Annotated in this window: 18 protein-coding genes; 10 read left to right on the forward strand and 8 right to left on the reverse strand. The window is 71.7% G+C overall.

What is annotated here, in order from left to right; translation table 11 throughout:
• Positions 1 to 48 precede the first annotated feature (48 nt).
• On the reverse strand, positions 49 to 1,161 hold the full coding sequence (locus AB0B72_RS12265) for an alpha/beta hydrolase (RefSeq protein WP_367738675.1): 1,113 nt from the start codon (positions 1,159 to 1,161) through the stop codon (positions 49 to 51).
• A 163-nt stretch (positions 1,162 to 1,324) separates the two neighbouring features.
• On the opposite strand from AB0B72_RS12265, the gene AB0B72_RS12270 reads away from it, so the two are divergent.
• From AB0B72_RS12270 to AB0B72_RS12280, 3 genes are read left to right on the forward strand one after another with little or no spacing between them, the layout of a single operon-like run.
• Positions 1,325 to 2,221, forward strand: coding sequence for an ABC transporter permease (locus tag AB0B72_RS12270; RefSeq protein WP_367738676.1), 897 nt, complete (start codon positions 1,325 to 1,327; stop codon positions 2,219 to 2,221).
• A 12-nt stretch (positions 2,222 to 2,233) separates the two neighbouring features.
• Positions 2,234 to 3,022: an ABC transporter permease gene (locus AB0B72_RS12275; protein WP_367738842.1), complete on the forward strand. Its 789-nt coding sequence runs from the start codon at positions 2,234 to 2,236 to the stop codon at positions 3,020 to 3,022.
• Positions 3,023 to 3,027: 5 nt separating this feature from the next.
• Positions 3,028 to 3,831, forward strand: a complete 804-nt coding sequence (locus AB0B72_RS12280; RefSeq protein WP_367738677.1) for an ATP-binding cassette domain-containing protein — start codon at positions 3,028 to 3,030, stop codon at positions 3,829 to 3,831.
• On the opposite strand, the gene AB0B72_RS12285 is transcribed toward AB0B72_RS12280, so the two are convergent.
• From AB0B72_RS12285 to AB0B72_RS12300, 4 genes are all read right to left on the reverse strand, one after another.
• A complete protein-coding gene (locus tag AB0B72_RS12285) occupies positions 3,758 to 4,231 on the reverse strand; it encodes a hypothetical protein (RefSeq protein ID WP_367738678.1) in 474 nt (157 codons plus the stop codon). The two genes, AB0B72_RS12280 and AB0B72_RS12285, sit on opposite strands and share 74 nt — an antisense overlap.
• A 62-nt stretch (positions 4,232 to 4,293) precedes the next feature.
• Positions 4,294 to 5,340 (reverse strand): ABC transporter permease, encoded by a 1,047-nt coding sequence (locus AB0B72_RS12290; protein ID WP_367738679.1) that lies wholly within the window; start codon positions 5,338 to 5,340, stop codon positions 4,294 to 4,296.
• Complete coding sequence (locus AB0B72_RS12295) at positions 5,327 to 6,307, reverse strand: ABC transporter ATP-binding protein (protein WP_367738843.1); 981 nt, start codon at positions 6,305 to 6,307, stop codon at positions 5,327 to 5,329. The genes AB0B72_RS12290 and AB0B72_RS12295 overlap by 14 nt, the downstream gene beginning before the upstream one ends.
• 99 nt (positions 6,308 to 6,406) lie before the next feature.
• Positions 6,407 to 7,594: an outer membrane lipoprotein carrier protein LolA gene (locus AB0B72_RS12300; RefSeq protein WP_367738680.1), complete on the reverse strand. Its 1,188-nt coding sequence runs from the start codon at positions 7,592 to 7,594 to the stop codon at positions 6,407 to 6,409.
• A gap of 126 nt (positions 7,595 to 7,720) precedes the next feature.
• On the opposite strand from AB0B72_RS12300, the gene AB0B72_RS12305 reads away from it, so the two are divergent.
• From AB0B72_RS12305 to AB0B72_RS12315, 3 genes are read left to right on the forward strand one after another with little or no spacing between them, the layout of a single operon-like run.
• Positions 7,721 to 8,395, forward strand: a complete 675-nt coding sequence (locus AB0B72_RS12305; protein WP_367738681.1) for a response regulator transcription factor — start codon at positions 7,721 to 7,723, stop codon at positions 8,393 to 8,395.
• Positions 8,385 to 9,779 (forward strand): sensor histidine kinase, encoded by a 1,395-nt coding sequence (locus AB0B72_RS12310; protein ID WP_367738682.1) that lies wholly within the window; start codon positions 8,385 to 8,387, stop codon positions 9,777 to 9,779. The genes AB0B72_RS12305 and AB0B72_RS12310 overlap by 11 nt, the downstream gene beginning before the upstream one ends.
• A gap of 10 nt (positions 9,780 to 9,789) precedes the next feature.
• Entirely contained in the window at positions 9,790 to 11,274 is a 1,485-nt protein-coding gene (locus tag AB0B72_RS12315) for an aspartate aminotransferase family protein (RefSeq protein WP_367738683.1), read from the forward strand.
• A gap of 120 nt (positions 11,275 to 11,394) precedes the next feature.
• Here the strand turns inward: AB0B72_RS12315 and AB0B72_RS12320 are convergent, their stop codons facing one another.
• Entirely contained in the window at positions 11,395 to 12,354 is a 960-nt protein-coding gene (locus AB0B72_RS12320; protein ID WP_367738684.1) for a helix-turn-helix transcriptional regulator, read from the reverse strand.
• 57 nt (positions 12,355 to 12,411) lie between these two features.
• Here AB0B72_RS12320 and AB0B72_RS12325 point away from each other — a divergent pair, with 57 nt between their 5' ends.
• Entirely contained in the window at positions 12,412 to 13,605 is a 1,194-nt protein-coding gene (locus AB0B72_RS12325; protein WP_367738685.1) for an epoxide hydrolase family protein, read from the forward strand.
• A gap of 72 nt (positions 13,606 to 13,677) precedes the next feature.
• Positions 13,678 to 14,520, forward strand: coding sequence for an NAD(P)H-binding protein (locus AB0B72_RS12330; RefSeq protein ID WP_367738686.1), 843 nt, complete (start codon positions 13,678 to 13,680; stop codon positions 14,518 to 14,520).
• Positions 14,521 to 14,719: 199 nt separating this feature from the next.
• On the opposite strand, the gene folP is transcribed toward AB0B72_RS12330, so the two are convergent.
• Both folP and AB0B72_RS12340 read right to left on the reverse strand, forming a co-directional pair.
• The gene (gene folP, locus AB0B72_RS12335) at positions 14,720 to 15,502 is read right to left on the reverse strand and encodes a dihydropteroate synthase (RefSeq protein ID WP_367738844.1); all 783 of its coding nucleotides are present in this window, start codon (positions 15,500 to 15,502) and stop codon (positions 14,720 to 14,722) included.
• 365 nt (positions 15,503 to 15,867) lie between these two features.
• On the reverse strand, positions 15,868 to 16,737 hold the full coding sequence (locus AB0B72_RS12340; protein ID WP_367738687.1) for a LysR substrate-binding domain-containing protein: 870 nt from the start codon (positions 16,735 to 16,737) through the stop codon (positions 15,868 to 15,870).
• A gap of 1,384 nt (positions 16,738 to 18,121) precedes the next feature.
• On the opposite strand from AB0B72_RS12340, the gene AB0B72_RS12345 reads away from it, so the two are divergent.
• Together AB0B72_RS12345 and AB0B72_RS12350 are read left to right on the forward strand one after the other, a co-directional pair.
• Positions 18,122 to 19,177: a neutral zinc metallopeptidase gene (locus AB0B72_RS12345; protein ID WP_367738688.1), complete on the forward strand. Its 1,056-nt coding sequence runs from the start codon at positions 18,122 to 18,124 to the stop codon at positions 19,175 to 19,177.
• A gap of 93 nt (positions 19,178 to 19,270) precedes the next feature.
• Positions 19,271 to 21,268 carry an LCP family protein gene (locus tag AB0B72_RS12350; protein WP_367738689.1) on the forward strand — a complete coding sequence of 666 codons (1,998 nt, stop codon included), beginning with the start codon at positions 19,271 to 19,273 and terminating at the stop codon, positions 21,266 to 21,268.
• Positions 21,269 to 21,376: the final 108 nt, after the last annotated feature.

Consider the following 21,376-nt stretch of genomic DNA (forward strand, 5'->3'; position numbering starts at 1 on the left):
GGCAAGAAGCCCCAGGTCGCAGATGTCCCATCTGTCACACGGGCGCGCTCAGGCGGCCTCCGCCCCGGACGCGGCGCCGGCGCCCTCGACAGTGCCGACGAAGCGGGAGACGTGCCGGAACAGCATCCGGGCCTCGGGCAGGACGTCGGCGAGGAGGGCGAAGGCGTGCGGCATCCGGCGCCACTCCTCGTAGGTCACCGGGACGCCGTCGTGCCGCGCGTTCACCGCGACCTTCCTGGCCTCGTCGCGAAGGAGCTCCGTGGACCCCGTCACGATCATCAGCGGGGGAAGGCCGGTGAAGTCGCCGTACACGGGGGACACGAGGGGGTCGCGGCAGTCGAGGCCGTCGGTCCAGCGGCGGGCCAGCCAGTCGACGCGCCCGGCGGGGAGCATGGGGTCGGTCCAGAACCTCACCTGGCGGCGGGTGGTGCTCAGGTCGGTCCACGGGGACAGGCAGACGGCGGCGGCCGGCAGGGGCATGCTCCGGTCGCGCAGGGCGAGCAGGGTGGCGAGGGTGAGGTGGCCCCCGGCCGAGTCCCCGGCGATCACGATGTCCTTGGGGGCGTACCCGAGCCCCAGAAGGCCCTCGTACGCCTCGAGGGCGTCGGACAGCGACTCCGGCAGCGAGTGGATCGGCCCCTGCCGGTAGTCGAGGGAGAACACCGGCCGGCGAAGCGCGGCCGACAGCCGCCAGGTGATGGGGCGGTGGGTCGCCGGGGAGCAGATGAAGTAGGCGCCGCCGTGGAAGTACAGCAGCACCTTTCCCTCGTCCAGGCAGCCGTCGGGGCGGGCATCCGGGCGGACGTCCGGGACGGCGTCACGATGGGCGTCCGGGACCGCGTCACGGCGGGCGTCCACGGCGGCGTCACGCCGGGTGTCCGGAGCCGCCTCCAGGCGGGCGTCCGGGCCGGCGACGTCGTGGGTTTCCGCGCCGGCGCGGACCCATTCGCCGGGGCAGGAGCCGAGCCGTCCGGCGATGATGGAGACGTTCTTGGGGAGGATGCCGGGGACGCGCTCGCCGAGACAGATGAGGCGGCTGGCCACCGCCATGCCGGCAGTGTTGCGCAGGAGGACCGCCGAGATCGGCTTCATGGTGCCGCGGAGGACGCCGTTCAGCGCCGCAGCCTGCCAGCTAACTGCATATTCCGGGGTAATGTCCACATTAAGCTCATGGTTCACGCAAACCTCCCAAAAGGGACATGCCCTGATAGTCATCCGTTCTACCGGCAGATACGTTGCACGGACCTTACGGGAAGGTTGCAGGTATGTAACGTGCGCAGGTCACAAGGGGTGTGATCGCTGGGCGGGATGACTCCAGGAGCCCGTGGCAGCGAGCGATCTTCCGCACGGCGCCCGCGTACGGGCCGCGTCTCGTCCGCCGCCTACCGTCTCACCGGCCGATGAACTACGATCTTCACGTCCCCACTCTGGGAGGTGCGCGACCTTCTCCCTCTATCTGCGGCTGATCAGGTACGGCTTCCGCAAGCACGCGGCCTACTGGGCCGCCGCGATGGCCGGAGCGTTCACCAACACGGTCTTCGGGGTCATGCGGGCGTACGTCCTCATCGCCCTGTGGCGGTCGCGTCCCGGCCTGGGCGGCTACGACCTCGCCGACGCGGTGACCTTCTGCTTCCTCAGCCAGGCGTTCATCGGCCCGATGCAGGTCTTCGGCGGGGGGCTGGACCTCCCCCAGCGCATCCGCAGCGGGGACATCGCGCTCGACCTCGTCCGCCCGGCGTCGCTCCAGCTGTGGACCCTGTCGGAGGACCTCGGGCGGGCGGCGTACCTCTTCCTCGCCCGCAGCGTCCCACCCACGATCGCCGGCGCGCTGCTGTTCGGCATCGTCGCGCCGGCCCACCCCCTCGCCTGCGCGGCCAGCCTCGTCCTCGGGGTGGTCGTGAGCTTCGGCTGGCGCTACCTCGTCGCGCTCGCCTCGTGCTGGGTGCTCGACGACCGCGGGCTGAACACGCTGTCACTGGTGCTCACCACGTTCTTCAGCGGCCTCATGCTGCCGCTGGCGATCTTCCCCGGATGGCTCGGCACGCTGGCCCGCGCGCTGCCCTGGGCGGCGATGGTCCAGGTGCCCGCCGACGTCTACCTCGGCACCGCCGACCTGGCGGAAGCGTTCGCCTTCCAGGCCCTCTGGGCGGCCGTGCTGCTCGGGCTGGGCGCGCTGGCCACCTCGGCGGCGCGCAGGAAGGTCGTGATCCAGGGTGGCTGAGCCGTGATCGACATGATCAGGATCTACGTCCTGCTCGCGTGGACGTGGACACGGGCCGCCGCGCAGTATCCCGTCTCGTTCGCGTTGATGACCGCGGGCGGGTTCGTCGTGAGCGGGCTGGACGCGGCGGTGATCTGGGTGATCTTCGCGAACACCACGTCGCTGGCCGGCTTCGGCCTCCCGGAGGTCCTGTTCCTGTACGGCGTCTCCGGCCTGGCCTTCGCGATCTCCGATCTGCTGTTCAGCAACGTGGACCGGGTCAGCCAGCACATCAGGGCGGGCACGTTCGACGTGTTCCTGATCCGGCCGGTGAGCTCGTTCGTGCAGGTGGCGGTCGACCGCTTCACTCCGCACCGCATCGGCCGGACGCTCCAGGGCGCGGCGGTGCTCGGGGTGGCGCTCTCCCGCCTGGACGTCCCGCTCGCGCGAGCGTGGATGATCCCGGTGATGGTCGCCTGCGGGATCGTGATCTTCACGGCGGTCTTCGCGCTGGGCGGCGCGGCCCAGATCCTGCTGACCGACGCCCCCGAGGTGGCCAACGCGTTCACCTACGGAGGCGCCATGCTCACCCAGTACCCGCTGAGCGTCTACGGCGAAAGCGTCGTGCGCGGCGTGACGTTCATCCTGCCGCTGGCGTTCGTCAACTGGCAGCCGGGTCTGTACGTACTGGGCCGGGAGGACCCTCTCGGCCTGCCGTACTGGGTGCGTTTCCTGTCCCCCGCCGCCGCGCTGGCGCTGGCGCTCGCCGCGGCGCTCGCCTGGCGGGCCGGGATCCGCCGCTACCGCTCGACCGGGAGCTAGACCAGATGATCGAGACCGAGGGCGCCGGCCGGACCTTCAAGGTGCGCGGCACGGTGGTGCACGCCGTACGGGAGCTGTCGTTCCGGGTGGAGGCCGGGGAGTTCGTCGGCTGCCTCGGCCCCAACGGCGCGGGCAAATCCACGACGATCAAGATGCTGACGGGGATCCTGACGCCGACGGCGGGCCGGGTCAGCGTCGCGGGGCTCGACCCGTCCCGGCAGCGGACGGCTCTGGCGAGGAGGATCGGGGTGGTCTTCGGGCAGCGGACGACGCTCTGGTGGGATCTGCCGCTGAAGGACAGCTTCGAACTGATCCGGCTCCTTTACAAAGTAGATCGCAAGGTGTTCCGGGAGCGGCTGGACGAGCTGTGCGCGTTGCTGGACATGGGGAAGTTCCTCGCGACCCCGGTGCGCCAGCTCAGCCTGGGCCAGCGGATGCGGGGGGACATCACCGCGGCTCTCCTCCACGCCCCCGATGTGCTCGTGCTGGACGAGCCGACGATCGGGCTCGACGTGGTCAGCAAGGCGGGGGTGCGCGACTTCCTGCGGCGGGTGAACGCCGAGCACGGCACGACGGTGCTGCTGACCACCCACGACCTGGGCGACGTCGAGCGGCTGTGCCGCAGGGTGCTGCTCATCGACCACGGCAGCCTGGCCTTCGACGGCACGGTCGCCGACCTGCGGGCCATGGTCCCGGGCGAGACGTCCATCGAGGACGTCGTCGCCCACCTCTACCTCAATAGCCCAGGGTCTCCTCGTACTCCTCCTGATCGTCGTCCCGCTGACGACCCGCCCAGCGTGACGGCATGAGGACCGGGATGAACAGCGCCACCCCGATCAGCCCGTACACGCCGGTGGACAGCAGCGTCAGCATGCCGCGGCCCGCCTGGACGAGCTCCTGCTGAATGGAGGGGCCGGTCGGGGCCAGGCTCACGGCGCGGGAGACGTCGAGCACGTAGACCACGGTCCACGCCAGCAGCGCCATCGACGGGATGAACGTGGCCAGCGGGGACACCCGGCCCACCAGGATGAGCCCGAGCAGCACACCGACGAGCGCCATCACTCCGATGGCCAGCAGCACGCGCCCGTCCTTCACGGGATCGATGCTCTGGGCCGCGCCACGGACCGCCTCCTGGGACGCCCACCCGCCGCCGACGAGAAGGGCAGCCGCGACGACAACGCCCAGAAGCAGCCCGAAGAAGTGCCGCATGCACACCGCCTAGTGAGAGGTCCGCGGCAACAGTAGCGACAAAGAGCAGCAAAAAGCATCACTTATGCCGTGATGTCCTTGGCGGAGAAGCGTGCCCACGCGAGGGAGCCGAAGACGGCCGTGTAGGCGGCGAACGCCAGCAGGCCGTGTCCCAGCTCCTCCGTCGCGATCGGTGAGCGCAGCACCCCGTCGAACGAGGTCCACCAGGAGGTCAGCAGGTACGGCCGGACGGCCGACAACTGCGGGATCGCCGAGAGGACCTGGCTCACCACCACCAGCACCACGCTCGTCGCCACCGCACCGATCGGCGCCTCGGTCAGCGTCGACACCGCGAGCGCGACGGCGCCGAGCGCGGCCATGCCCGCCGCCGCGTAGAGCACCACGAGGCCGGCACGCAGCAGGGCCTCGGCCGGCGCCACCGTCGTCCCGGACAGCAGCGTCACCGAGCCGACGGGGAACAGCACGAGCCCGGCGGCCAGCGCGGCCACCGCCACCACCGTGCACGCCGCGAGAGAGAAGATCACCACATTGGCGTACTTGAGTGCCAGCAGCCGGGTCCGCCCAGCCGGCGCCACGAGCAGGTATCTGAGCGTCCCCTGGGCGGCCTCCCCGGCGATGGAGTCGCCGGCCACGACCGACACGGCCAGTGGCAGCACGAGCGGCAGCATGACCGCGAACGCGGCGAACGTCAGCACCAGGCCGTTGCCCGCCACCTGGGCGATCAGCGTCGCGCCACTGTCCCCGGACGCCAGGCGCACCGCCACGCCGATCAGCACGGGCACCACCGCCAGCACCCCGAGCATGGCGAGGTTGCGCGGCCGCCGGAACGTCAGCCCCACCTCGGACGCCAGCAACCGCATCCCCGGATCCCGGCGCGGGTCCCGGCGCACGTCGCGCCCACCGGAGCGGTCGTCGTCGTCAAGGTTTCGGCGCACGTCACCACGCCCGTCGTTCAGGACGTCGCCCCCGCCGGAAGGCACATCGTCGTCCAAGTCTCGGCGCACGTCACCCCCCTCGCGGAGAACCTCCCCGCCCTCGCGGCGCACGTCGTCGTCAAGGTCTTGGCGGACGTCACCGCGCCCGTCATTGAGCACGTCAGGACTCGACATCGAAACCCTCCCCGGTCAGGCCGACGAAAAGCTCTTCCAGGCTCGGCCGCACCAGGGCGAAACCGCGTACCGCGACGCCACCGTGGACCAGCAGCGCGCAGGCGCGCTCCGGCGCCAGATCACCCGGCTCCGCCGTCACGACCTCGCCCTCGGCCTGTACGCCGGCCAGCCCCGCGGCCGTGAGCACGGCCGCGGCCGCGGCCGGTTCCGGCGTCTCCACCCGCAGCAGGGCGCCCCCACCGGCGCGCAGGCCGGCGATGGGGCCCTGCGCGACGAGCCGTCCCGCTCGCATGACTCCGAGGTGGGTGCACATCTGCTCGACCTCCGTGAGCAGATGCGAGGAGACGAACACGGTGGTGTCGCCGGCGGCGATCTCCTTGATCAGGCCGCGGACCTCCCTGGTGCCCTGCGGGTCGAGCCCGTTGGTCGGCTCGTCGAGCACCAGCAGCTCCCGGGGAGACAGCAACGCGGCGGCGATGGCCAGCCGCTGACGCATGCCGAGCGAGTAGGCCCGGTAGCGCTTGCGCGCGGCGGCGGACAGCCCCACCCGGTCGAGCGCCTCCGCGATCCTGCTCCTGGTCGTACGGCGATCCGCGGCCGGGTCGGCGGCGTCGTAGCGGAGCAGGTTCGCCTTACCCGACAGGTAGGGGTAGAACGCCGGCCCCTCGACGAGCGCGCCCACCCGGGGCAGCGCCGAGCGGAGACCGGCGGGCATCGGCTCGCCCAGGAGCGACCACGCGCCCGCGCTGGGGGCGACCAGGCCGAGCAGCATGCGGATCGTCGTCGTCTTGCCCGAGCCGTTCGGCCCGAGGAATCCGAACACCGACCCGCGCGGCACCGCCAGGTCCACGCCGTCGACGGCGACCTGCCCGCCCTTGAACCGCTTGGTCAGGCCCGAGGTGGCGATGGCCATGCCGTCGAGGAGGGGCGGGGACACCCCCGCGGGCGCCCCCGCCTCCGTCACCATGCTCACGCGGCCCCACCCGTCCGCCCGGCCAGGAGCCGTTTCCACGTCATAGACCGCTGCTCCGTCATCAACCGCATCCCGTCATGAGCCCGCATCCCGTCATGAGTGAGCACCGGCCGCCCGGTAGAGGACGTCGGGCGTGACCGCCCCGGCGACGAGCCGGCCGTCGTCGGTCACGAGGGCCGAGACGAGCTTGGTCCGCAGCAGCCGGCCACTCCCCCAGGTGCCGCTGACCGGCGTGGCCGCCTTCAGCGCGGCGTCGAGCAGCGCCCCCGCGCCCGCTCCGTCCGCGCCTTCGAAGCCCCTGACATTCCCGGCGTCCCCGGCCCCTCCAGCGTCCTTCCCCTTGGCGGCAGCCGCCGGGAACGGCGTGACAAGCACGCTCTCCCAGCCCTCGCCGACCACCCGCGCCGCCTTCCCCGCGGCTGTGACGTCTTTGCCGGCGGTTGTCTCCGCCTGCGACTTGTCCGGGGACGACACCGCGCCGTCCTCGACCTTCGCCCCCGGCGGCGGCGTGAATTCGAAGTTCTCCGGGGCAGGCGGGGAGAACGTCACCGACTCGAATCCCACCTCGAAGGCCGGCTCGGTCGCCCCCTTGGCGTACACCTGGACACGCAGCGGGATCAGCGTCTCCCCGTCGAGGGCGAGCCGGACGTCGCGTACCAGCGAGCCGGCCGCCTTCGGGGTGAGGACGAGCTGGTAGGCGGCGCGACCCGCGACGGTGAGATCGTTGTCCACGCTGATCGCCGTGTTCCCCTCGGCCGCCTTCAGCGCGTCCCTGGCGGCCTGCTGCGGGGTGCCGGCGGAGCGCAGGGACGTCGGCAGCGACGTCGGCGTGGCCGGGCCGCCTGCCTCGCCCGTCTTCAGGCGGGTGGCCGTGCCCGCCGCGCTGTCCCACAACCACGCCTGGCCGCCGTTCACGATGAGGTCGGTCTCGCTCATCTCCCCCGGCAGCATGAGCCGGATCCGGCCGGCGTCGCCGTACCAGACCTTGAGCTGGTGTGAGCCCGACAGCAGGGCGAGCGGCGAAGACCCTCCCGACGACACCCCCGGCAGCGCCGGCAGTCCGAGAGACGCGGTCTCCACGACCGTGCCGGACATCGGCGGCACCTTCCCGGTCTGCGAACTCCGGGCGGCGTCGGCCAGCAGCTGCTCGGCGGTGCGGTCCGGCAGGGACGGCTCGCCCTGCACGGCGGCGATCACCGGGCCGGTCCCGGCAGCGGCGGCGACGACGGCGACCGCGGCGATGGGGACTCCCCACCTCACGGCGCGTGCTCTCTTCTGCATTTCACATCTCCATCATGGTGCGGTGGTCCGACATCTCGAAGCCTGCGGGCCCGGTCCTGTGGACAGGCTGAGACGGCCTGAGAGCCTTCTCAGCCATGGACGCCCGGAATGGTCCACCATGGGGCGATGCGGGTACTGGTGGTGGAGGACGAGCGGCGGATGGCGGCGGCGCTGCGGCGCGGGCTGCAGGCCGAGGGGTTCGCCGTCGACCTCGCGCACGACGGCCACGAGGGGCTGCACATGGCGCGCGTCGGCGAGTACGACGTGGTCGTGCTCGACATCATGCTGCCGCGCATGTCCGGCTACAACGTGTGCAAACAGTTGCGGGCCGAGGAGAACTGGGTGCCGGTGCTGATGCTGTCGGCCAAGGACGGCGAGTACGACATGGCCGACGGGCTCGACCTCGGCGCCGACGACTACCTCACCAAGCCGTTCTCTTACGTGGTGCTGGTCGCCCGGCTGCGGGCCCTGCTGCGGCGGGGCGGCGGCCGCAGGCCCGCCGTGCTCAAGGCCGGCGACCTGTCGCTCGACCCCGCGCGGCGGATCGTCCTGCGCGGTGAGGTCTCCATCGAGCTGACGCCCCGCGAGTTCGCGCTGCTGGAGTTCCTGCTGCGCCGGCACGACGAGGTCGTGTCGAAGAGCGAGATCCTCGAACACGTGTGGGACACCTACGACACCGATCCCAACGTGGTCGAGGTGTACGTGGGGTACCTCCGCCGCAAGATCGACGCGCCCTTCGGCCGGAACGCGTTGCAGACCGTACGCGGCGCCGGCTACCGGCTGGCGAGCGATGGCGGCTGAGCCGGCGGGCGGAACCGGGCGGGCCGCGCGAGGAGGGCGTGGCCCGGTCGCGTGGTGGCGTGGGAGGAGCCTGCGCTTCCGCCTGACCTCCGCCGCCTCGTTGGTGCTCGCGCTGGCCCTTGCCACTTCGGCGTTCGTCTTCGTGGAGGTGCTCGGCCAGGCCCTGGCACGCAGCGTCGACGACGGGGTCTACCAGCGGGCCCGCGATGTCGTGGCGCTGTCGGACGCCGGCCGCCTGCCCAACCCGGTCGTCTCCGTGGACAACACGATCATCCAGGTGATCGGCCCGGACGGCCGGATCGTCAACGCCACCCCCGGCACCGACCGCCTGGTCCCGCTGATCCCGAGGGGAGAGCTGGCCGCCGCCGCCCGCGCCGGCTCGTTCCGGTTCCTCGACGGCAGGCCGTACGCGCTCCCCCGCACGTTGCTGGTCCGGGCGCTGCGCGCCGACCACGGCGTCACCGTCATCGCCGCGCGGTCCTTCGCCGAGGTGGAGGGCAGCCTGGGGACCACCGCGCACGTGCTGCTGATGGGTGTGCCGTTGCTGCTCGCGCTGCTCGCCGTGGCCTCCTGGCTGGTCATCGGACGCACCCTGCGCCCACTCACGCTGCTGCGCCGGGGAGCCGCCGCGATCAGCGGTACGGCACGGTCGCCGCGGCTGCCCGTCCCCGAGGCTCGCGACGAGGTCCACTCGCTGGCGACGACGCTCAACGCCATGCTCGGCCGCCTTGAGGAGGCGGACGCCCGGCAACGGGCACTGGTCTCCGACGCCGCGCACGAGCTGCGGAGCCCGCTGGCGAGCATCCGGCTTCAGCTGGAGGTGGCGCTGAGCCATCCCGGGGAGCAGGACTGGAAGGAGACCGCCGCGGACGTGCTGGAGGACACGCTCCGGCTCTCCCGCCTTGCCGAGGACCTGCTCGCGCTGGCCCGTCTCGACGAGGGACGGCCGGGACGCCGCGAACCGGTGGATCTCGCGGAGCTGGCCCGCGCCACCGCCGAGAGGCACGGCCTGGCCGCCGACGTCTCCGCCCCCGCCGCCATCGTGGCGGGGGATACGCTCGACCTGGGCCGCGTGCTGACGAACCTCGTGGACAACGCCGTACGACACGCGGCGTCGTCGGTGGTCGTCGGGCTGCGGGTGGACGAGCATATGGCCGAGCTGACGGTGACCGACGACGGGCCCGGCATCCCCGCCGAGCACAGGCAACGGGTCTTCGACCGGTTCACCCGGCTCGACAGCGCGCGCAGCCGCGACGACGGGGGCGCCGGCCTGGGGCTGGCGATCGTACGGACGACCGTGGAGGCACACGGCGGTAACGTCCACCTGGAGGACGCCTCCCCCGGCCTCCGCGCCGTCGTACGGCTCCCGCTCGCGCACCCCTGAGGAGATCCGATTGCTTCCCGAGTCCGGCAGGCCCGCCCACAAGTTGCTCGCCGAGCTGACCGCGCTGCGATCCGCCGACCTCCCCGTCCGCGGGGGCAAGGTGACCGCGTACGTGTACGACACCGGCCGGCCCGAGGTGCACGACGCCGCCCACCGGGCGTACGCCGAGATGCTCGAGGTCAACATGCTCGACCCGACGGCGTTCCCGAGCATGGTGGCGCTGGAGAAGCAGGTCGTCGGCGCCGTCGCGGAGCTGCTCGGGCGGCCGGACGCACCCGGGATCTTCACCAGCGGCGGCACCGAGTCGATCATGCTCGCGGTGAAGGCGGCCAGGGACGCCCAGCCGGGGAGGAGCCGGATCGTGCTGCCGGTGACCGCGCACCCCGCGTTCCACAAGGCAGCCCACTATCTCGGGATGGAGGTCGTCCCGGTGCCCGTGGACGAGGAGACGTTCAGGGCGCTCGTGCCGGCCGTCGAAGCGGCGATCGACGACCGGACCGCCCTGGTCGTGGCCTCGGCTCCGTCGTACCCGCAGGGAGTCGTCGACCCGGTCGGAGAGATCGCCGCGCTCGCCGCGGCCCGTGGTGTGCCGTGTCATGTGGACGCATGCGTCGGCGGATGGCTGCTGCCCTGGCTGAGGGAGGCGGGAGCGGCCGTGCCGCCCTTCGACCTCAGCGTCCCGGGCGTGACCTCGATCTCCTGCGACCTGCACAAGTTCGGCTACGCCCCCAAGGGCGCATCGGTGCTGCTCTTCCGGGACGCCGAGATGCGGCGCCGGGCCTACTTCGCGTCCGGCGCCTGGCCCGGTTACACGATCATCAACGCCACCGTGCAAAGCTCCCGCTCCGCCGGGCCGCTCGGCGGAGCCTGGGGCACCCTCCAGGCGCTCGGACGGGAAGGCTACCTGGAGCTGGGCCGTACCACTCTGGAGGCGACCCGGCGGCTGGTCGAGGGCGTCGGCAAGATCCCCGGCCTGCGGGTGCTGGGCGACCCCGAGGCGTCACTGGTCGCCATCGCGGGGTCGCCCGAGGTGGACGTGTTCGTCCTCGCCGACGAGGCGCGGCGGCTCGGCTGGTTCCTGCAGCCGCAGCTGTCGTACGCCGGGATCCCCGCCAACCTGCACATCACGGTCACCGGCGCAACCCTTGCCGGGGTCGACGCGATGCTGGAGGTCATCGCAGCGGCGGCGGAGGCGGCCCGGATCGCGGGACCGGCCACGGTGCCGGACGGCCTGCCCGAGCTGATCGAGTCTCTCGACCTCGACGCGCTCGACGACGCCACGTTCGCCGAGCTCGCCGCGTCCGTCGGCATCGACCTGCGGGGCGGAAACCAGCCGGGCACCGAGCCGGGCGGGGACAAGGAGGGAGCCGGGCCGGACGCGAACCAGGCGCAAACCGGCCAGGGCATGGCTGTCGTGAACGCGGTGCTCGACGCCCTGGCGGCGCCCACGCGCGAGGCGATCCTGGTCCGGTTCCTATCGGTCATGTACTCGTGAGAAGCGTGTGCAGCCGACATCCGCCTTCCCCCGAGTTCCCACTTTCCGGCCGCCGCCATGGCAGTCATCCGCCCGCCGCGGTGGGGATGCGGGTCAGATCTGTTCTCGCCATGTGAACGATCAGCGCATGGTGGCGCGGTGGTAGCGGCCGGCGAGGGCACGTACGAGTTCGACCAGTTCCGGCGGCTCTGTCACCGTGAAGTCGATGCCGAGCAGGCCGAGGTGGACGGCGAGCGCCTCGACGCTGTCGGCGCCGGTGTCCAGCAGGCACCGGGTGTCGTCAACCGGCGTGACGGTGCCGATGGCAGCGTTGATCCGGTCCGCGACCAGCTCGGCCGGGGCGTGCACGGTGACCTGGGCCCGGTACCGCCAGGCGGCCGACGACACTCCCCGGCGCACCCGGTCGACGGGGTCCTCCGGCAGCTCGCGCGGCGTGAACCGGGGACCCGTCGGGGTACGCGGACTGATCCGGTCGACCCGGTACGTCCGCCAGTCGGCCCGCGCGACGTCGAAGCCGATGAGGTACCACCGTCGCCCCCAGTTGACCAGCCGGTAGGGTTCGACGTCCCGCCGGCTGTCCGAGCCGTCGTGACCGCGGTAGTCGAACCGCAGCCGCTCATGGTCCCGGCAGGCTGTGGCGATCGTGGTCAGCGTGTCTGCGTCGACCCGTGGGCCGGGCTCGTCCCTGGGCACCGCGACGGCGTACTGCTGGAGGGTGCCGACCCGGCGCCGGAGCCGGGACGGCAACACCTGCTCCAGCTTGGCGAGCGCGCGCAAGGAGGTCTCCTCGACCCCCGTGATGGTGCCACCGGCGGCGGTCCGGAGCCCGATCGCGACGGCGACCGCCTCCTCGTCGTCGAGCAGCAGTGGAGGCAGCGTGGCCCCGGCGCCGAGCCGGTAGCCGCCCACGGCGCCCCGGCTGGCGTGCACCGGATAGCCGAGGTTCCGCAGGCGATCCACGTCGTTGCGGACGGTCCGGGTGCTGACCGACAGTCGCTCGGCCAGCTCGGTGCCGGTCCACTCGCGGGGTGTCTGCAGCAGAGAGAGCAGGCGCAGCAGCCGCGCCGAGGTTTCCAACATTCCCCGGAGTCTGCCAGGCCATTAGGAACGGATCTTGCCTAATTGGTATCTACCGTGATGACCATGACGAACGACAACGCGATCACCCCGTTCCGGATCGACGTCCCCCAGTCCGATCTCGACGACCTCCAGCAGCGGCTGGCCCGGACCCGGTGGGCGGAGGAGTTGCCTCTGGACGTTTCGGCGGCACCGGCCGGGCCCGTGCCGCCCGGGTGGGAGTACGGCGTCCCGGTGGGCTACGTCAAGGGGCTGGTCGAACGGTGGCGCACCGGATACGACTGGCGGGCCTGGGAGGCGAAGCTCAACGCCTGCCCGCAGTTCACCACCGAGATCGACGGCCAGAACATCCACTTCCTGCACGTCCGGTCACCGGAGCCGGACGCCACGCCGCTGATCTTGACCCACGGCTGGCCGACGACCGTGGCCGAGTGGCTGGACGTGATCGGCCCGCTCACCGACCCCCGCGCCCATGGCGGCGACCCGGCGGACGCCTTCCATCTGGTCATCCCGTCGGTGCCGGGCTTCGGCTTCTCCGGCCCGACCCGGGAGCCAGGCTGGAACCGCTACCGGGTCGCCCGCGCCTGGGCGGAGCTGATGCGCCGGCTCGGCTACGACCGGTACGGCGCGGCCGGCAACGACGGCGGATCGCTGATCTCACCCGAGGTGGGCCGGGTCGACCCCGGCCACGTCTGCGGCGTACACGTCACGCAGGTCTTCTCGTTCCCGACCGGAGACCCCACCGAGCTGGCCGGCCTCTCCGAGGAGGAACGCGGCAAGCTCCGCTTCGCCGAGTGGTTCACCCAGAACCGGGGAGCATACGACAAGCTCCAGTCCACCGAACCGCAGACCCTGGCCCACGCCCTGGCCGACTCCCCCGCCGGCCAGCTCGGCTGGAGCGCACAGCTGCTCGGCGGGTCGCTCGACCCCGACTTCGTGCTCACCAACGTGATGATCTACTGGCTGACCAACACAGCGGCCTCATCGGCCCGCTTCTACTACGAGGACGCGGCGGCGGCACCCGTCCAGCAGAAGTCGAACGGCCGGGGCACCACCGTGCCGGAACCGACCACCGTCCCCCTCGGCCTGGCCAACTTCGCCTGGGACTACCAGTCGATCCGGACGTTCGCCGAACGCGACCACAACAACATCGTCTCCTGGAACGTCTACGACCGCGGCAGCCACTTCGCCGCCCAGGACGCCCCAGACCTGCTGGTCGGCGACATCCGGCAGTTCTTCCGCAAGGTCCGCTGACCCTGCGGAGGCAGCATTCGCGAACCACGATTTCACGTTTTATGTCACGCATGTCATTGAAAGGAACCCTTCATGTATCTGGTCGTTGGCGCCACGGCTCACTTCGGACGTCAGGCCGTTGAGGAGCTCGTCTCGGCTGGGGCGCCGGTGCGCGCGCTGACCCGCTCTCCGGAGAAGGCCGGGCTGCCCGAGGGCGTCGAGGTCGTCCAGGGTGATCTGACCAAGCCCGAGACGCTGCCGGCGGTCGTGCGGGATGTCGAGGCCGCCCTCCTGGTCCTCCAGTACGGAGTGGATGTCACCCCGCTCCTGGAGGCCGCGCGCGAGGCGGGAGTGCGGCGGGTGGCGTTCCTGTCGTCGGGGGCCGTCGACGCCGGGGCCGAGCGGCAGCCTGACGTGATCGCCCGATATCACCGTGACGTCGAGCGGGCCATCGAGGCGTCCGGGATCGAGTGGACGTTCCTGCGGCTGCTGTTCCCCGCCGTCAACTCGTTGACGTTCGCGATGCAACTGCAGGGCGGCGATGTGATCCGCGCGCCGTACACCGAGGCCGCCTTCAGCGCCGTGCACGAGCGGGACGTCGCCGAGGTCGCCGCGCGGATCCTGACCGGCGGCGGGCATGCTGGCCGGGCCTACGACCTGACCGGCCCTCAGTCGCTGACTCAGGCACAGCAGGTACGCATCCTGGGCGAAACACTGGGACGTGCCCTGACCGTCGAGGACCTCGACCCCGAACCCGTGCGAGCACAGATGAGCCAGTTCATGGACGCCGAGTTCCTGGCGGCGCTGTTCGCTCTCATGGCGAGGGCGGTCGGAAAGCCCGCGCCGGTCAACGACGTCGTCGAGCAGATCACCGGGCATCCCGTGCGCACGTACGCCCAATGGACCCAAGACCACAAGGCCGACTTCGGCGGCTGACCGGCCGGGGCAGGGGACGGAAAACCGGTCGGCACCCGGACTGCGAGCTGGTCGACGAGGTGCCCGTGCACCCGGGTGACCGGCAGGTCGGCCGACACCGCGGCCTCATGCCTCACGAATCGAAGCCTTGCCTGTCCGGCCCCGCTCAGAAGTGGCAGGCCGCCGCCTGCGGAGGTGCCGCTTGGCCGAAGAGCTTGGGTCAGGCATCACGCAGGCGGGTCACGACGGCGAGGGCCGTGCGGGCACTCGCGGCGTCGTGGACACGGAACACCCGGGCGCCCTGAAGGGCCGACACCGCGAGAGTGGCGAGCGTGCCCGCGTGGCGCTCCTTCACCGGAAGCCCGCCCAGCGTCTCACCGACGAAGTCCTTGTTGGAGACGGCCACCAGCACCGGCCAGCCGGTGGCGGTCATCTCCGCGAGGCGCCGGCTGACCTCCAGCGAGTGCCAGGTGTTCTTGCCGAAGTCGTGCGCCGGATCGATGAGGATGCCGTCCGCGCGGACACCCGCCGCGACAGCTCGCTCAGCGAGTGCGGTCGTGTACCCGATCACGTCGGCCATGACGTCGTCGTACGCGATCCGGTGCGGCCGGGTGCGCGGCTCGACGCGGCCGGCGTGCGCGCAGACCAGTCCGGTGCCGTACGCCGCGGCGACCTCGGCGAGCCCGCCGTCGACACCACCCCAGGTGTCGTTGAGCAGGTCGGCCCCGGCTTCCGCTACGACCTTGGCCACCTCGGCCCGCCAGGTGTCCACGCTGATGATCACGTCGGGGTGGCGCTCACGTACCGCCGCGACGACCTCGGCGACGCGACGGATCTCCTCGTCCGGGTCGACGGCCGTCCCGGGACCAGCCTTGACTCCGCCGATGTCGACGATGTCGGCGCCCTCCTCGATGAGACGGGAGGCGGCATCCACGGCGGCGGTGAAGCCGAAGGTGGATCCTCGGTCGAAGAAGGAGTCGGGAGTGCGGTTGACGACGGCCATGATGGCGAAGTCGCCGGGGCCGAAGACCCGGCCGCGGAGCCGGAGGGCGGAGGCGGGGCCCGCCGATACCGGTCCTCCGGAAGCAGGGCCGGACCACGGGCGAGCCCCGAACGTGGGATCCGCCGGCGGACAGGCACCCGAGGCGCGTACGGCCGACGGGCGAGACCCGAGGCCGGAGTCGGCCGGTGGGCGGCCGAGAGCCGTCTCGGAACTCGGCTCGGGAGCATCGGCCGCTCCGGGAAGCGGATCGGACATCGGGGCGGGCTGCGGACTAGGCATCGGCGCCAGCCTACTCGCCAGCCCCGATGCCGCCCTGTATGTGTAGTAAGCCCCGCTTTGGAACGCTCCAATCCGCGGGCATGCAATCATGCCGCAGATCCGCCCTCGGCGAGCACCAGGAAGTCCTGTGCCATAGCGGGCAGTCTCCGCCGGGCGTGGACCACCGCGATGATCTTCTTGAGGGACGGATCCAGGGAGCGGACCACCAGGCCTGCCCGTGCCGCCTGCTCGGCCATGCTCCGGTACCACAGCAGTGACGCCTTACCCTCGCGGACCGCGTGCAGCCAGCCACGACGTTCATCCGACTCGACGGCGGGGATGGGACGGACGCCGTAGGTCGCGAAGATCGCGTCGAACTCCCGCCGGCGGGGGCTCCCAGGAGCGGGCAGCACGAGCCGCATGCGGTCGAGCCGGGCCACGGGCACGGGGTCGGGCAGATCGGTGCCGGGAGGCGAGATCAGCACGATCTCCTGGCGTTCAAGAGGGTGGCTGACCAGGTCGGTCGGCACCGGCAGATCGGTCAGGCCGAGATCGGCCCGCTGTTCGCGGACCGCACTGACGACCGCCTCACGGCCCTCGCACCGCACTATGTGCACCCGGATGCCGGGATGCTCGGCCGCGTAGGCGGGGAGCAGGCGACCGGCGAGTCCCGGCTCCAGGCTGGGCGTCGAGGCGATACGCAGCTCTGAGCTCGCAGAGCCACCCTGCGTCGCCAGCGCCTCTATCTCCGCCACCGCGTCGAGCGCCTCACGGGCGAGCTTGACCACCCGGCGCCCCTGCGCGGTCACGACTACCCCTCTACCCGAACGCGCGAAAAGCGTCATTCCGAGCTCCCGCTCCAAGTCGCGGATCGCGCGCGACAGGGCAGGCTGCGCGATATAGAGCGATCTGGCCGCGTCGGTCATGGTGCGGTGCTCCGCGGTGGCGACCACGTAACGGAGCTGCTGCAGATTCATACGAAAAACGCTAGGGCAGACGACCCCGGCGATTCTGGAACATCGCAGAGATCACCTCGGATGATTACGGTATGTGCCCGACACCTGCGACATCCGTGAAGGATGGGAAATCAGTATTCTTTTGCCCTAAATCTTTCAAGGGGGCAATGTCTTGGCGCAGCAGCAACCTCCACCGCCACCACGGGGGCGCCCTCCCTATTCGAGCGGACCGCATTCCCCGGATCCTCAGGACGCGTCCAGTCAGTCTGAACAGCGGGAGCACTCGGAGGAGTCCTATTTGGGACAGCCGAGTCAGTCCGGCCCCATCAGTCCTTTCGGTCACTCCGCTCAGCCCGGGCCCGTGAGTCATCCGGGATACCCCGGTCTGTCCGGGCAGCCAGGACGGCCCGAGGATGCATGGCAGCCGGCGCCGCCGGGGCAGCGCACGGATCGGGAGCAGCCGGGTTGGCCTGAGCCGCCCAGGCCGCCCTCGTTGGCGCCCTCACCCGGAGCGACGTCATACGGGCCGGGCAACCGGCCTCTGTGGGACGAGGCGGCGCCGCGGTCACCGGGAGCCCCATCCCCGGCAACCGGCGGTCAGGCGTACCCATCCGGAGGGCAGGGGCCCTGGGACTCGGCCGGAGGCGCCGGGCCGTACGGCCAGGGAGCGCAGGCGAATGGCTGGGGGACGACTGACCCGTCCCACGCCACCCGGATGGAGGGCCGGCCCCAGCCCGGAGACACCGGCACATCTCGGGCCTGGGAAGCGGGGCCGCCGTCGCCGGGACAGGACAGCCGTCTGCCGCTGCCACCGCGAACGCCTCCCTACACGCCACAGCCGGGGCAGCCCCCACTCCCGCCGTCGCCCGGCCAGACGTACCCACCGCAGGCCGGTCAGCAGTACCCGCCCCCACCGGGCCAGGCATACGCCGCCCGATCAGATCAGGCGTACCCGCCGCAGCCGGGGCAGTTGTACGCGCCGCCGCGCGGAGGTGCGTCGCAGGGGCCCGACGGGAACCAGGCCGGACCCGTCAACCCAGCCCCGCACCACCACGGCCCCACAGGCCCGAACGCCTACCAGCCGGGACCCGCCAGCCCAGCCCCATACCAGCCGGGGCCCGCAGGCCCGAACCACCAGCCCGGACCCCCAAGTCCGAACTACCAGCCCGGCCCCGCAAGTCCGAACTACCAGCCCGGACCCGCGAACCCGGCCGCGTACCAGCCGGGACCCGAAGGTGGCGGTCAGGCGTACGCGCCGGGCGTCTCCGGCCGGGCCCCCTACCCGCCCGGGCCCGCAGGCGGCGCCCCGCCGTACCCAGGCCGGCCCTCGCCGCAGCCCCCGCCGCAGCCCCCGCCGCAGCGCTCGCCGCAGCGCTCGCCGCAGGGGCCGGGATGGGATCCGCGGATGCAACCGCCTCCGAGGCCGGACGGACCGGGCAGGCCGTACGGCCCGCCGGGGTACGCGCCCGGATGGCGTCCGCCGAAACAGAAGTCCGGCGCGGGGGCGATCATCGGAGCCGTGGTGGGCGTGCTGGCGTCCGCGTTCGTCGTGCTCATCCTCGCGAGCGCGCTGGTAAAGACGGCCAGCCGGCCGGACCCGGTGTCGCCGGTCGCGCTGCCGACCTACAGCGTGCCGCCGTTGCAGACGGACCGGCCGTCCCGGCGGCCGACGTCCGAGCCCAGCCAGGCGCCCACCCGGCGAGAGCCCACCGGCGAGCCGACCAGCCGGCCGACCACGCCCGCCGTGAACCGGGGGCTGAAGAACAACTCCCTCTACCGGGCCGGGACCCTTCCCACGACCACATGCCGGGCGAGCAACGCCAGCATCTACAACCACACCCAGTTCAAGGCCCTCATCTTGAAGACGGGCAACTGCATGGGCAAATCGTGGGCCCCGGCACTGGAGAAGGTCGGCATCCACTGGACCGCCCCCGGCTACATGATCGCCGCCAGGAAGGGCAGGGGCGCGTGCGGCGACTACCCCGCCCCGGGGAGCAACGTGCCGTACTACTGCCCGAGCAACAGCACCATCTACGCGTCCACCTCGGCGATCGCACGGGAGTACGGCTCGCTGGGCGCGTGGAACGGGATCATCATCAGCATGATGGCCCACGAGTACGGCCATCACGTCCAGAACCTGTCCGGCATCTCCGACTCCTGGTGGGCGCGGATGCTCGACACGTCCTCCCGCAGCACGCGACTGGCCCTCACCCGGCGTCACGAGCTCCAGGCGACCTGCTTCGGCGGCATGTTCATGCGCGCGGTCGCGTCCACGTACCCGATCACCCCCGCCCGGCGGAACACGCTCCTGTGGGCGTACAGCCACCTGGGCGACCCGCCGGGAGGGCCGCGCGACCACGGCACCACGCGCAGCAACGCCGCCTGGTTCCGCCAGGGATACACGCGGCCGATGACCTACCAGTGCAACACCTGGGCCGTGAGCGGCACCTCGGTGTCATAACGATGATTGGCTTCGCCTAGGACTGCGCCAATCTGTCCGGATATGGGGGCTAGAATCCCTAGCCAAGTGTGACGGAGGAGAGAGCGGTGAACCATGCGCGGCGGGGGACCCGCTGACGGTGGCGTGGGCCGGCCCGCTGGACGCGGTGGTCGCCGCCGCCGTGAGGAACCGGCCGAGGACACGCGCCCGGGAGACGTACGCGGCCGGGAAGCCCGTGATCCGGGAAGCGAGTCACGGGAGAACCGGCCCGATGACGGCCTCGCGCCCCCCGTTCACAACAGCGGGCCACGGGACGACCGGACCCGCGTCCAGCAGAATCCGCCCGGGAACGACCACCACCCGGGCACCCCGGACACCCGGCCCGCAGACGACCGCCAGGCACGCTCCGGAGACGCCGCGAGTCCCGCTCAGGAGAGCAGGGTCGGCGACGTCCACACATGGAACGCCCAGACGGCGGGCGTACAGACGGGGGAGACTGCGCCGGAACCGGCCGGGGACGCCAAGGACACGGCCGGGGACGCCAAGGGCGGCAAGGGCGCGGGCCGGGAGACGCCGCGGAAACGGGAGCCCCGCTACGCCCGGCCTCTGAGCACCGCCGCGCTCATCGGCTGGACCGCGCTGTCGGCAGTGGTCCCCGGCGCCGCCCATTTACGCGCCGGGAACCGGGCCGCCGGGTTCGCGTTGCTCGGCACGTTCGGCGCGGCGCTCGTGGCCGTGGCGGTGCTGGCCGTACAGCTCAAGAACAACGCGGGCGCGGCGGTACGGGGCAGCACGCTGACGGCCGTCACGATCGGCGCCGGGGTGTGCGCGGTGGCCTGGTTCGCCCTGATCGTCTTGTCGTTCGTCGCGCTGCGTCCCCAGCGCCTCTCCCAGGGCGGGCAGATCGTCTCGGGCGTCGTCGCCGGCGTGCTGTGCGTGGCGGTGATGGCCCCGTTCGCGTTCACCGCGAGCACGATCAGGACGGCGAGCGACCTCCTCGACGCCGTCACCGCCCCCGTCGCCGCCGGCGTGACACCCGTGCCCATCAGGGCCGAGGACCCATGGAGCGGCCGCAAGCGCGTCAACTTCCTGCTGATCGGCGGCGACGCCGCCGGCAACCGGATCGGCGTGCGCACCGACTCCATGACAGTGGCCAGCGTGAACATCGCGACGGGCAACACCGTCCTGCTGAGCCTGCCGCGCAACCTCCAGTACGTCCGCTTCCCCACCACGAGCCCGCTGCGCAAGCAGTTCCCCGGCGGCTTCACCGCCGAGCAGGGCCTGCTCAACTCGGTCTGGTACTACGCCGACAACAACCCCCAGATCATGGGGGGCAAGAACAGGGGCGCCCAGGCCCTGCGGGACGCCATCGGCTACACGCTCGGCCTGCACATCGACTACTACGCGATCGTCGACATGTTCGGCTTCGCCGCCCTGATCGACGCGGTCGGCGGCCTGAAGATCCGCGTCGAGCGGGACATCAAGTGGGGCGGGCACTTCGGCACGGCCGGCACCATCAAGGCGGGCTACCGCACGCTGAACGGCGAGGAGGTGCTCTGGTACGGCCGCTCCCGGGTGGACAGCGACGACTTCTCCCGGATGGCCCGCCAGCGGTGCGTCATCGGCGCGCTCGCACAGCAGGTGACCCCGGCGACCGTCCTGGCCAACTTCAGCAAGATCGCGGCGGCGGCCCGGCACATGTTCCGCACCGACATCCCCCGCGATCTGCTGGAGCACCTCGTGCCGCTCGGCATGAAGGTCCGCAACGCGAAGATCACAAGCCTCCAGTTCGTGCCGCCGACGATCTACCCCGGCAACCCCGACTGGGTGAAGATCAGGAACATGACCCGGCAGGCGATCCGGGAGTCGATGGCCGACACCATCACCGTCGCCGCGACCGCGTCTCCCATCCCCTCAGGCGCGGGCTCGCCGTCCGGAACCACTCCCGGCGTCTCCTCGCAGTCCTCCCCGGGCGCCTCCGCGGGAGCCTCCGCGGGAGCGCAGACCAGCGGCGGTTCCTCCCCCGCTCCGTCCGGGCAGCCGCCCACCCCGCGGAGGACCCCGACCCACAACACGGCCGCCAAGAGCCTTTCCGAGCTCTGCGGCCTGTAGGCCGCAGAGCGAACAGGCGGAGCGCACGAACAGGCGGAACGCACGGAACCGGTGGACGGGGAACGCCCGGATCACGCATGGTGGTGACGTTAAGTAATCCTCCAGTAA

It is taken from the genome of Microbispora sp. NPDC049125 (assembly GCF_040802045.1).
Taxonomy (GTDB): Bacteria; Actinomycetota; Actinomycetes; order Streptosporangiales; family Streptosporangiaceae; genus Microbispora.

Bases quoted from the DNA above. Each gene is read 5' to 3' on its own strand.
- AB0B72_RS12340 (WP_367738687.1), bottom strand. From the start codon at position 16,737: ATGAATCTGCAGCAGCTCCGTTACGTGGTCGCCACCGCGGAGCACCGC.
- folP (WP_367738844.1), bottom strand. From the start codon at position 15,502: ATGGCCGTCGTCAACCGCACTCCCGACTCCTTCTTCGACCGAGGATCC.
- AB0B72_RS12295 (WP_367738843.1), bottom strand. From the start codon at position 6,307: ATGGTGACGGAGGCGGGGGCGCCCGCGGGGGTGTCCCCGCCCCTCCTC.
- AB0B72_RS12275 (WP_367738842.1), top strand. From the start codon at position 2,234: ATGATCAGGATCTACGTCCTGCTCGCGTGGACGTGGACACGGGCCGCC.
- AB0B72_RS12325 (WP_367738685.1), top strand. From the start codon at position 12,412: ATGACCATGACGAACGACAACGCGATCACCCCGTTCCGGATCGACGTC.
- AB0B72_RS12300 (WP_367738680.1), bottom strand. From the start codon at position 7,594: ATGCAGAAGAGAGCACGCGCCGTGAGGTGGGGAGTCCCCATCGCCGCG.
- AB0B72_RS12350 (WP_367738689.1), top strand. From the start codon at position 19,271: ATGCGCGGCGGGGGACCCGCTGACGGTGGCGTGGGCCGGCCCGCTGGA.
- AB0B72_RS12320 (WP_367738684.1), bottom strand. From the start codon at position 12,354: ATGTTGGAAACCTCGGCGCGGCTGCTGCGCCTGCTCTCTCTGCTGCAG.
- AB0B72_RS12345 (WP_367738688.1), top strand. From the start codon at position 18,122: ATGCAACCGCCTCCGAGGCCGGACGGACCGGGCAGGCCGTACGGCCCG.
- AB0B72_RS12310 (WP_367738682.1), top strand. From the start codon at position 8,385: ATGGCGGCTGAGCCGGCGGGCGGAACCGGGCGGGCCGCGCGAGGAGGG.
- AB0B72_RS12330 (WP_367738686.1), top strand. From the start codon at position 13,678: ATGTATCTGGTCGTTGGCGCCACGGCTCACTTCGGACGTCAGGCCGTT.
- AB0B72_RS12280 (WP_367738677.1), top strand. From the start codon at position 3,028: ATGATCGAGACCGAGGGCGCCGGCCGGACCTTCAAGGTGCGCGGCACG.
- AB0B72_RS12290 (WP_367738679.1), bottom strand. From the start codon at position 5,340: ATGTCGAGTCCTGACGTGCTCAATGACGGGCGCGGTGACGTCCGCCAA.
- AB0B72_RS12285 (WP_367738678.1), bottom strand. From the start codon at position 4,231: ATGCGGCACTTCTTCGGGCTGCTTCTGGGCGTTGTCGTCGCGGCTGCC.
- AB0B72_RS12305 (WP_367738681.1), top strand. From the start codon at position 7,721: ATGCGGGTACTGGTGGTGGAGGACGAGCGGCGGATGGCGGCGGCGCTG.